Genomic DNA, 10,774 nt, shown 5'->3' with positions numbered 1-10,774 from the left:
CCGCATGACCACCCCGCCCGCCCCCCGCTCCGGGGAGCAGCGCGCAGCGAGCACCGCCCGCGTCGTCCAGGCAGCCACCTGGGCCGTGTTCGCGGTGTTCTTCCTCAACGGTTTCAACTTCGCGAGCTGGGCCTCGCGCCTGCCCGCGGTCCGGGACGCGCTCGGGCTCTCCGAGGGCAGCATGGGCTTCCTGCTGCTGTTCGCCGCGATCGGCTCGCTCCTCGCGCTGCCGCTCTCGGGCATGGTCGTCCAGCGCGTCGGCGCCTCGCGCGCGGTCGTGATCTTCGCGACGGTCAACGTGGCGGGGCTCGTCGTGGCCGTCACGGGCGTGTCCCAGGGCTCGGTCGACGTGGTGCGGGTCGGCCTGTTCCTCTTCGGGATCGGTACCGGGGTCTGGGACGCCGCGATGAACATCGAGGGCGCGGCGGTCGAGCAGCGCCTCGGCAAGGCGATCATGCCACGCTTCCACGCGGGCTTCTCGTTCGGGACCATGGCCGGCGCCGGCGTCGGCGCCCTGGCCGCGCTCGCGGGCGTGCCCGTGCAGTGGCACCTCGCGGTGGCGCTCGCGCTGAGCCTGCTCGCGGTCCTGTGGTGCGTGCGGTCCTTCCTCCCCGCAGGTGCGGTCACGGACGAGGCCCTCGCTGCGTCGTCGGGCGACCTGCGGGACGACGCCGCGGGCGAGGACCCCGCGACCGCGGTCCACGGCAAGGGCGCGCGCAGCGCCCTCGCCGCCTGGAAGGAGCCGCGCACGCTGCTCATCGGCCTCGTGGTGCTGGCCGCCGCGCTGACCGAGGGGGCGGCGAACGACTGGGTCGGGCTCGCGGTCGTCGACGGGTTCGGCACGTCCGACGCGATGGGCGCCGTGGGGCTCGGGATCTTCCTCACCGCCATGACCGGCATGCGGCTGCTCGGGACGGGGCTGCTCGACCGGTTCGGACGGGTGGCCGTGCTGCGCATCTCGGCGGGCCTCGCGTTCGTCGGCCTGCTCGTGTTCGCGCTCGTGCCCAACCTGTGGGTCGCGCTCGTGGGCGTGGTGCTCTGGGGCATGGGTGCGGCGCTGGGCTTCCCGGTCGGGATGAGCGCGGCGTCGGACGACCCCACGCACGCCGCGGTCCGCGTCAGCGTCGTGTCGACCATCGGGTACTCGGCGTTCTTCGTCGGCCCGCCGCTCATCGGGTTCCTGGCCGAGCACATCGGCGGCTACCGCCCCGCGCTGCTCGTGATCGCGGTGCCGCTCGTGATCGGGCTGCTCGTGGTCAACGCGGCCAAGCCGCTGCCCACCGCGGCGGGCGGCACGGGCACCGGGGGCGCCTGACAACTCGCTCGACCGACGAGGGGTACGGAGCATGGGCGCGAGCGGGGCGAACTAGGCTGGAGCCATGACCGCCCCCTCTCCGCGCCGCGTGTCCGCCGTCGAAGCCGTCACCGAGGGTGCCGCGCCCGGTCCGGGCGAGGTGCTCGAGCAGCCCACGCTCGCCGACCTCACGACCCTGCGCGTCGGCGGCCCTGCGGACGCGTACCTCGAGGCGAGCACCGAGGCCGAGCTCGTCGACGCGGTCCGTGCGGCCGACGACGCGGGCGAGCCGCTCCTCGTGCTCGGGGGCGGCTCCAACCTGCTCGTGAGCGACGAGGGCTTCGGGGGGGTCGTGGTCCGCGACGTGCGTGCCGAGATCCGCATCGACGCGGAGGACACGTGCGGCGGCGGGAGCGTGACCGTGACCGCGGGGCAGGACTGGGACCAGCTCGTGGAGCGGGCCGTCGCCCAGGAGTGGGTCGGGATCGAGGCGCTGTCCGGCATCCCGGGAACCGTCGGGGCGGCTCCCGTCCAGAACATCGGAGCCTACGGCCAGGAGGTCGCGGGCGTCGTGGCCTCGGTGCGCGTGTGGGACCGCGCGGAGTCGCGCATCCGCACGCTGCCGCTCATCGACCTGGACTTCGGCTACCGCACCTCGCTCCTCAAGCGGACCATGCACGCCTCGCCCGACGGCGGCGACATCTGGTACCCGTCCCCGCGCTTCGTCGTCCTCGAGGTCAACCTCCAGATGCGGCTCGGGACGCTCTCGGCCCCGATCGGCTACCCCGAGCTCGCGCGCCGCCTGGGCGTCCAGGTGGGTGAGCGTGCGCCGAGCGCCGAGGTGCGGGCCGCGGTGCTCGAGCTGCGCGGGGGCAAGGGCATGCTGCTCGACGACCCGACGGCCCCCGACCACGACCGATGGAGCGCGGGCTCGTTCTTCACGAACCCGGTCGTCGCCGCGGACCAGGCCGACCTGCTGCCGCACGACGCCCCGCGCTTCCCGGTCCGGTCGGCGCTCCCGTCGCGCACCACGGGGCCGAGCCTCGGGGAGATCGACCCGACCCTGGTCAAGACCTCGGCGGCCTGGCTCATCGAGCACGCGGGCTTCACCAAGGGGTTCGGCGTGCACGGCCCGTCGAGCGCCGCGAGGCTCTCGACCAAGCACACCCTGGCCCTGACGAACCGAGGGGCGGCGACCGCAGCGGAGATCGTCGAGCTCGCACGCACCGTGCGCGACGGCGTGCTCGACGCCTACGGGATCGAGCTGGTCCCCGAGCCCGTGCTGGTGGGCGTCGCGCTCTGACGCACCAGGCTCCCGCCGGGTGCCGGCACCCGGGTCCCGGAAGTGCCGAGATAGAGGGCCCGCGTCGAGGTAGAGGGCTCTGGCCCACTGCCTCGACGCGGGCCCTCTACCTCGCGGACCGAGTGGCTGGGCTGGTCAGTAGACGATCACGGTCGTGCCGGCCGGGGCGCCCCACGAGTCCCAGATCCAGTTCATGGCCCCGTTGGCGACACGCACGCAACCGTGCGACGCGGGCGACGGAGGAACCGAGCCCGAGCCGTGGACCGCGATCCCACCGTTGAAGAACTTGGGGCGCCACATGCTCCCGAGCTCGAGCGAGGACTCGTAGTTCCCGTCGACCTGGCGCCCCACCTGGAACGTCCCCGCAGGGGTACGGGCGTAGTACGTCCGGCCCTTGGCCTCGTAGCGCTCGCCGTTGCCCGACGAGGCGTTGATGATCGCGGTGACGCGCCCGTCGTCGACCGCCAGGACGAGCTGACGGGCGATGTCGATCTCGATCACGTGGCCCGAGGAGCTCTGGGGCGTGGGCCGCACACCCTGGTCCAGTGCTGCCTGGGTCATGGGGCCGACCCGGCCGTCGCGGCCGATGCCCGCGGCCTTCTGGAGCGCCCAGACGGCCTGCTGCGTGCCCGGACCGAACGTGCCGTCCGGGCTCGCTCCGAAGTAGCCGAGGTCGGCGAGGCGCTGCTGGAGGGCGACGACCCGTTCTCCCGTGCTCCCGCGCACGAGCTCCTCGGTCGCGGGGTCGGGGGCCGGCGCGACGGGTGCGGGCTCGGCGGCCGGGGGAGCGGGCGTCTCGGCGGGCGGTGCCGGCTCGACCGGCGCCGGCGGCTCCGGCGTGGGCTCGGGAGCCGGGGTCTCGGTGGGCGTCGGAGCGGGGCTGGGCGTCTCGGAGGGAGAGGGCGACGAGGTCGAGGCGGGCGGGGCCGAGGTCTCGCCACCGCCCGGGCTCAGGACGTCGCACCCTCCGACGAGCAGCAGGGCGACGAGGGTCGCCGTGGTGGCAGTCCATCTCGTCCTGATCGATCGTTCCTTCGACATGCGCTCCCCCTCGATGCCCGGCGTCCTGCCGGAGAACTGGCACGACCACGTTCTCACGCCGCAGGCACAGGGCCTGCATCGCCCGCGCGCGGTATGCGCAATCGTTGTGAAGCGTCGGTCCTCAGCCGCTGTGCCGGCGCAGGAGCTCGCCTCGCACGAGTGCGAAGATCGCGTCGTCGTCGAGCCCCGCCTCGCGCACCGCAGCGACGAAGGTGCGTGCGGCCTGCCGGGCGACGACGTCGGTGGGGGCCACGCCGTCGGCGACGACCGTGCCCGCACGACGGTGCGTCGTGGTGATGCCGGCCGACTCGAGCTCGCGATAGGCGCGTGCGACGGTTCCTGCGGCGAGGCCGAGGTCGGCCGCGAGGGCCCGGATGGTGGGTAGGCGGTCGCCGACCACGAGGCGCTCCGCGGCGACGTGCGCGACGACCTGCGAGCGGATCTGCTCGTACGGGGGCACGCCCGACGCGAGGTCGATCTCGAGGTGCAGCCCTGCCGCGCCAGGCTGCTCGGTCCCGGCCACTCAGGCGTCCCGGTGGGTGAGGGGCAACGGCACGAGTACGAAGACCACCGACGGTGCGAGGTCGTCGAGGCGCGGCACGGTCAGCCCACCCCGGACGTTTTGTATCATCATGCCGACACAATGGCAGTCACCCCTCCCGGTGTCAACGGCTGCGTGAGAGGTCTCTCACGCAGCCCTCATCCCGGCATCACGTCGGGCCGCTTGCCTTGCTCTCATGGACACCGCCGCGCAGCTGCTCACCGGTCCCCGGGCCGGGGACCTCCTGGAGGCGGCGCTCGCCGTCGACCACGTCGCGCTGGGCTCGTGGCGCGTGCACCAGGTGCACGCGCGCCCGGGCGCCGAGGTGAGCGTCGGGTACGAGGTCACGGTGCGCGGCCGCGCCGGTGGGCTGCGGACGGCCGGAGGGCGCGACGAGTACCTCGTGGCGACCACGGCCGACCTCCCGCCGGACGTCGTCGAACGGCACGGCATCCTGCGCATGGTCGACGGCGACCAGACCGTCCACGTGTGGCGCCACCCCGTGGACCCCCTCCTGCCGGGGCTCGCGACGGCCTGCGACGCCGCGACGCTGACCGACCGGTGGCGCTCGATCGACCCGCACGCCCCGCTCGTCCTGGGGCTGGACCTGGTCGCCTACCGCCCCCTGCGCCGCGCCGTCCTGCGCGCACGGACGACCGCGGGAGACGTCTACCTCAAGGTCGTCCGCCCGGACCGGGTCGCCGAGCTCCGGCTGCGCCACGACCTCTTCCTGGTCGCCGAGGCCGCTCCCCAGGGATACAGCCTGACGGCGCCGCTCGCGGCCCCCAGGGTCCTGGCCTCGCTCGGCGAGGGCATCCTCGTCCTCGGTGCGCGCCCCGAGGAGACCATGGCCTCCGCCGTGGCCTCGACCCCCCGGCACGAGCAGGCGCTCACGGTCGACCCGCACGAGCTGCTCCGGGCCCTCGACGCGCTGCCCCCGGACGCCGTCCTGCTCGAGCGCCGCCCCGCCTGGGCCGAGCGCTCCGCGCACTACGCACGCTCCGCCGTCGGGCGCCTGCCCAGCCTCGCCGCGCGGATCGAGGCCCTCGAACGAGGCGTACACCGCATCGTCGAGACCCGTGACCCCGGTCCCGTGGTCGCGACGCACGGCGACTTCTACGAGGCCAACGTCCTCCTCGTCGGCGGAGCCGGCTGCCGCCGGGTGGCCGCGGTCCTCGACGTCGACACGCTCGGCCCGGGTCACCGCGTGGACGACCTCGCGTGCATGACCGGGCACCTCGCGGTCCTCGAGACCCTCGCGCCCCAGGTGTACCCCGGGGTCCAGGGACTCGTGGACCGCTGCCTCGCGGCGTTCGGCGAGAGCACGGACCCGGTCGGGCTGCGCGCGCGCACCGCAGGCGTCGTCCTCTCGTTGCTGCCCGGCGCACCGCGCGACGCGCTCGCCGAGGTCTGGCTCGCCGTCGCCGAAGAGCTCCTCGCAGGGGCCGAGGATCGTCTGAGAGTCCTCTCACCGACGGCTCCTCGGGCTCTCACGCCTCTGGCGGACTCTCGAAGGGACGGGGCAGCGGACCGGCTGCCCCTCGGCTGAGGAGGTAGGACATGGACGCACGCAGGATCTGGGTCGCGACCGGCACGCTGGGCGTGCTCGGGGTCGGGTTCGGCGCCACGATGGCCGCGGCGGAGGACGACGTCGGGCAGGACCCGGCTGCGGTCGTCGAGCGAGCGGCGGACGGCACGACGACGGCACGCGCCACGAGCGCGACGCCCAGCCCGTCGGACCTCGACCCGTCGAGCGCCACGACGAGCGTGACTGCCGGGTCGCCGACCTCGGCGGACTCCGCGAACACGGCCCCGAGCCCGGTGACTCCTGCGAGTCCCGCCTCGGCACAGACGTCCCCGTCGGCCGCCACCCCTTAGGGGGCGTCGACGGGGCGACCCGGCAGCCGGCGCGTCACCGGCTGCACCACGAGAGGGCGGGGGCACACGGTGCCCCCGCCCTCTCGCTCGTCGTACGGTCGGCCGGGCGGCGCGTGGTCGGCGCACGGCGGGCCTGGCCCATCGCGACGGCCTGTCGCGGCCCCGTCAGGCCGCCGGGTCCGCCAGCCGGTAGCCCATGCCGCGCACCGTGACCACGCGCTCGGGACCCAGCTTGTTGCGCAGGTAGCGGACGTAGACGTCCACGACGTTGGACCCGGGGTCGAAGTCGTACCCCCACACCCGCGAGAGCAGCTGCTCGCGGCTCAGGACCTGGCCCGGGTTGCGCAGGAAGGTCTCGGCGAGGGCGAACTCCCGGGCCGAGAGGTCGACCTCCCGGTCCTCGGTGCGGGCGCGGCGCGTGCGCAGGTCGAGGCTGAGCGACCCGTGCGAGAGCACGGTGACCTCGCCCGCGGGCTCGGTCCGCAGGCGCAGGCGGATGCGCGCCAACAGCTCCTCGAACCGGAACGGCTTGACCATGTAGTCGTCCGCCCCGCCCTCGAGGCCCGCCACGGTGTCGGTGACCGAGGACCGGGCCGTGAGGATGATGACGGGGATCGTGTTGCGGGCCGAGCGGAGCCGGCGCAGGACCGTGAACCCGTCCTGGTCCGGCAGCCCCAGGTCCAGGATCATCAGGTCGTAGTCACCCGTCTGCGCCAGGTCGTAGCCCTCCCGACCGGTCGTGACGGCCGTGCTCGCGAACCCGGCCGCGCGCAGCCCCTTGGACACGAACGACGAGATCCGTGTCTCGTCCTCGACGACGAGGATCTGGCTCACAGCGATGTCCTTTCACCCAGGTGTGCCGGGGCGACCACGGGGATCTCCACGGTCAGCGGAGTCAAGAGGTCGTGCCCGGGATGTTCCCGTGCCGGACCTGCCGGCGAGGGAGGGGAGGCCCGGTGCTCGTGGTCCGGCCCGGGCACGGGAGGGGTCTGGCCCGGGTCGAGCGGCAGGTCGAGCGTGAAGGTGGAACCGAAACCTCGGGTCGAGGAGACCTCGACCCGGCCGTCGTGCCCGCCCGCGATCGCGCTGACGATCGCCAGGCCCAGACCCGCGCCGTCGCGGAACGCGGGGTCTCGCTCGGCCTGCGCGAAGCGCACGAAGATGCGCTCGAGCTGGTCGGGCGAGACGCCGATGCCCTCGTCCCGGACCCAGAGCCGGATCCGGCCGTCACGCACCGCGGAGCCCAGGGTGATCTTCGATCCCGGTGCGGAGAACTTCACGGCGTTCGAGGCGAGCTGGAGCCACGCCTGGGTCAGGCGCTGCTCGTCGACGAGCGCGGTGGCTCCCGTGCGCGCGTCGATCTTCCACCTGCGGTCGCCCAGGAGGCGGGCCTTGTCGAGGATGTCGTCGGTCAGGCGCCCCAGGTCGGTCTCCTCGAGACGGACGAAGTCCGGGCTCCCGGCGGTCGCGAGCGTCATGAGGTCGTCGACGAGCCGGTGCATGCGGTCGAGCTCGTCGAGCGCGAGGCTGCGCGTGGCCGCCGAGTCCTCGGGGTCGCCCGGGTCCATGAGCTCGAGGTGCCCGCGGACGATCGTCAGAGGGGTGCGCAGCTCGTGCCCCACGTCGTCGAGGAGCTGGTGCTCGGCGTCGAACGCGGCGGCGAGACGGTCGAGCATCTCGTTGAACGCCTGGGTGAGCTCGGAGACGTCGTCGTTCCCCGTGACCGGGATGCGTTCGGACGTGTGGGTGTCGCTGATCCGACGAGCGGTCTGGCCGAGCAGGCGCACCGGGCGCAGCAGGCGACCCGCGACGAGCCAGCCGACCGCGCCGATGAGCAGGAGCGAGACCACCGCGATGATCGCGTACGTCCGGAAGACCCGGTCGAACTCGGCGTGCTCGGCGTCCCGGTCGTACGCCAGGACGAGCGCGGAGGGTTCCTTGCCGTCGGTCACGGGCACGACCAGCACCCGATAGCTGGTGGTGGGCGTCGAGATCTCGCGCAGGACGACCCGGTCGCCCGTGGTGAGGGGCTCCAGTGCGTCCATGAGCGCCTCGTCGTCCTCGAGCCGGAGCGGCACGGGCGACGCCGCGATCCACTGGGCGCGTCCGGCGCGGAAGCCCACCATGCCCTCGTGCGGGGCGGGCACGGTCTGTCGCATCGCGAAGTTCACCAGGTCGTCCGACGACGTGAAGCGCTCTCCCGTGGAGGGGTTGACGCCGTCCTGCGCGAGGGCCTCGAACTCCTCGAGCGAGCGCGTGAGGGACAGGGCCATCCTGTCGTCGACGTGCCTGCGCTGGGACGTGAACGCCACGCCGCCCGCGATGATCAGCCCCAGGGCCGCGAGGGCGAGGACCGCGCCGAGGATGCGGGCGCGGACCGTCAGCAGTCGCGCGGTCGTGCGGGGGAGGTGGGGCCCAGCGGGGTCGGGGGTCTGGGACATCATCCGTTCCCCGTGTCGGGGGTCCACATGCCGTCGTCGTACTCGTCCGACGGGCGGTACATGCCGTCGTCGTACTCGTCGCCGGGGTGGTACATGCCGTCGTCGTAGGGCTGCTCGTCCGCAGGCGGGACGCTCCCGCTGCGGGGAGGGGCCGGCTGGACGGGGACGAGGGGCCCGTCGTCGTCCGACCCCTCGTCGCCGGGCTCCGCGGGCTCGACCGGTTCCTCCTCGACCGACTCGACGGGGGACGGGACGGGCTCGGGGGTCACGGTCTCGACCGGGGCAGGGCTCAGGACGACCTGGTTGCCCAGGTCGCGGTCCGGGGGGCTCGCGGAGACGAGGGCCACGGCAGCCGTGCCGACGCCGAGGGCGCCCAGCACCAGGGCGCCCACCCACATCGTCGTCCGTCGCATGGCGCGAGTGTCCCGGGTCCTCATGAGAGGGGCATGAGAGCGTCGGTCACCCACGGGGCGCCTCTCCCGTGGGCGGTGCCTCGTCGGCGATCCACGCGTCGACACCCGCGAGCAGCCGCGCCGTGGTCGCGTGCCCGGCCCGGCTCGCCCGGATCGAGGAGCGTGCGAGGTCGGCCAGCTCCTCGTCCGAGAACCCGTGCTCGGTCCGCGCCGACTCGTACTGCGCCACGAGCCGCGAACCGAAGAGCAGCGGGTCGTCGGCCCCGAGCGCGACCTGCGCGCCCGCGTCGACGAGCGCCCCGAGCGGGACCTGCGCGCCGTCGTCGTACACCCCGAGCGACACGTTCGAGGCGGGGCAGACCTCGAGGGCGACCCCCCGCTCGACGACCTGCTCGAGGACCCGCGGATCCTCGACGGACCGGACCCCGTGGCCGAGCCGGTCCGGGTCCAGGTCCGTCAGGACCTCGCTCACGTGGTCCGGGCCGAGGAGCTCGCCACCGTGCGGGACCAGGGCGAGCCCTGCGCGGCGCGCGATCGCGAAAGCGGGCGCGAAGGCCGCGGTGTCCCCGCGCCGCTCGTCGTTGCTCAGCCCGAAGCCCAGGACCTCGCCCGGACCGTCGCCCACGTACTGCGCGGCGAGGCGCGCGAGCGTGCGCGCGTCGAGCGGGTGCCGCATGCGCGACGCGGCGACGATCACGCCCACCTCGGTCCCCGTCGCGGCGCTCGCCTCGCGGGCCGCGTCGAGCACGATCTCGACCGCGGGCGAGATACCGCCCACGAAGGGCGCGTACGACGTGGGGTCGACCTGGATCTCGAGGCGCCCCGACCCCTCGGCCGCGTCGTCCTCCGCGGCCTCGTGCACGATCCGGCGCATGTCCGCCTCGGAGCGCACGCACGCGCGCGCGGCGTCGTACAGGCGCTGGAAGCGGAACCAGCCACGCTCGGTCGCGGGCAGGCGCAGCGGGTCGCCGTCGAGCAGCGCGGACGGGAGCCGCACCCCGTACTGCGCCGCGAGGTCCCGCAGCGTCTCGGGCCGCATGGACCCGGTGAAGTGCAGGTGGAGGTGGGCCTTGGGGAGCTTCGCCAGATCACGCACAGGGGCAGTCTTCCATCAGCCGTGCCCCCGCACGGGGAGTTCCGGTCCCCGGCCGGGTGAGATCGGGGCCGGCCTCACGCGCCGGGCAGGATCCCGCGCTCGATCGCGACGGTCACGGCGCGCGTGCGGTCGTCGACCCCGAGCTTGGCGAACGCACGCAGCAGGTGCGTCTTGACGGTCGCCTCGGAGATGAACAGCTCGCGCCCGATCGCGGGGTTGCTCAGCCCGCGCGCGACCAGCGCGAGGACCTGCGACTCGCGGGGCGTGAGCCGTTCGCCCGCGCCGCGGACCGACGTCACGAGCCGGGTCGCGACCGTGGGGGCCAGGACGGTCTCGCCGCGGGCCGCGGCCCGGATCCCGGCCACGAGCACGTCGCGCGGCGTGTCCTTGAGCAGGTACCCCGTGGCTCCTGCCTCGACCGCACGCAGGATGTCGGTGTCGGTCTCGTACGTCGTGAGCACGACGACGCGGGGCCGCGCACCCCGCCCGTCGCCGGGGGAGCGGGGGCCGCCGAGGATCTCGCTCGTCGCCCCCACGCCGTCGAGCACGGGCATGCGCAGGTCCATGAGCACGACGTCGGGGCGCAGCTCGTGCGCGAGCCGCACGCCCTCGCGCCCGTCGCCCGCTTCACCGACCACCACGAGGTCCGGCTCGGCCGTGAGCATCCCGACGAGGCCCGAACGGACCACGGGGTGGTCGTCGACCACGAGGACGCGCACCTGGGGGGAGGTGGCGGGCGAGGAAGTGGTCACGAGGTGCTCCGGGGG

The 10,774-nt window shown here is 74.3% G+C and carries 11 protein-coding genes; 4 read left to right on the top strand and 7 right to left on the bottom strand.

Annotated elements, in window-relative coordinates:
• Together OERS_RS19725 and OERS_RS19720 are read left to right on the top strand one after the other, a co-directional pair.
• Positions 1–1,315: MFS transporter (locus OERS_RS19725; RefSeq protein WP_409365936.1), on the top strand; the 1,315-nt coding region annotated here is incomplete at its 5' end.
• A gap of 64 nt (positions 1,316–1,379) precedes the next feature.
• Positions 1,380–2,597: a UDP-N-acetylmuramate dehydrogenase gene (locus OERS_RS19720; protein WP_082848594.1), complete on the top strand. Its 1,218-nt coding sequence runs from the start codon at positions 1,380–1,382 to the stop codon at positions 2,595–2,597.
• A 135-nt stretch (positions 2,598–2,732) separates the two neighbouring features.
• Here the strand turns inward: OERS_RS19720 and OERS_RS19715 are convergent, their stop codons facing one another.
• Complete coding sequence (locus OERS_RS19715) at positions 2,733–3,638, bottom strand: L,D-transpeptidase family protein (RefSeq protein WP_068627707.1); 906 nt, start codon at positions 3,636–3,638, stop codon at positions 2,733–2,735.
• 121 nt (positions 3,639–3,759) lie between these two features.
• Complete coding sequence (locus OERS_RS19710; protein WP_082848623.1) at positions 3,760–4,161, bottom strand: GntR family transcriptional regulator; 402 nt, start codon at positions 4,159–4,161, stop codon at positions 3,760–3,762.
• A 214-nt stretch (positions 4,162–4,375) separates the two neighbouring features.
• On the opposite strand from OERS_RS19710, the gene OERS_RS19705 reads away from it, so the two are divergent.
• Together OERS_RS19705 and OERS_RS19700 are read left to right on the top strand one after the other, a co-directional pair.
• Positions 4,376–5,728, top strand: coding sequence for a phosphotransferase family protein (locus OERS_RS19705; RefSeq protein ID WP_068627706.1), 1,353 nt, complete (start codon positions 4,376–4,378; stop codon positions 5,726–5,728).
• 11 nt (positions 5,729–5,739) lie between these two features.
• Complete coding sequence (locus OERS_RS19700; RefSeq protein WP_056653701.1) at positions 5,740–6,057, top strand: hypothetical protein; 318 nt, start codon at positions 5,740–5,742, stop codon at positions 6,055–6,057.
• A 165-nt stretch (positions 6,058–6,222) separates the two neighbouring features.
• On the opposite strand, the gene OERS_RS19695 is transcribed toward OERS_RS19700, so the two are convergent.
• The 5 genes from OERS_RS19695 to OERS_RS19675 form a co-directional block, all read right to left on the bottom strand.
• Positions 6,223–6,891, bottom strand: coding sequence for a response regulator transcription factor (locus OERS_RS19695; protein ID WP_068627705.1), 669 nt, complete (start codon positions 6,889–6,891; stop codon positions 6,223–6,225).
• Positions 6,888–8,501 carry a sensor histidine kinase gene (locus OERS_RS19690; RefSeq protein WP_248948782.1) on the bottom strand — a complete coding sequence of 538 codons (1,614 nt, stop codon included), beginning with the start codon at positions 8,499–8,501 and terminating at the stop codon, positions 6,888–6,890. Before OERS_RS19690 ends, OERS_RS19695 begins: the two co-directional genes overlap by 4 nt.
• Complete coding sequence (locus OERS_RS19685) at positions 8,498–8,911, bottom strand: hypothetical protein (RefSeq protein WP_068627703.1); 414 nt, start codon at positions 8,909–8,911, stop codon at positions 8,498–8,500. Before OERS_RS19685 ends, OERS_RS19690 begins: the two co-directional genes overlap by 4 nt.
• 46 nt (positions 8,912–8,957) lie before the next feature.
• On the bottom strand, positions 8,958–10,007 hold the full coding sequence (locus tag OERS_RS19680; protein ID WP_068627702.1) for an adenosine deaminase: 1,050 nt from the start codon (positions 10,005–10,007) through the stop codon (positions 8,958–8,960).
• Between the two features lie 74 nt (positions 10,008–10,081).
• Complete coding sequence (locus tag OERS_RS19675) at positions 10,082–10,759, bottom strand: response regulator (protein WP_082618299.1); 678 nt, start codon at positions 10,757–10,759, stop codon at positions 10,082–10,084.
• Positions 10,760–10,774: the final 15 nt, after the last annotated feature.

This window comes from Oerskovia enterophila (genome assembly GCF_001692445.1).
GTDB lineage: Bacteria > Actinomycetota > Actinomycetes > Actinomycetales > Cellulomonadaceae > Oerskovia > Oerskovia enterophila.
The sequence above is the reverse complement of the archived record's forward strand: the minus strand, read 5'-3'. Positions and strand labels throughout refer to the sequence as shown.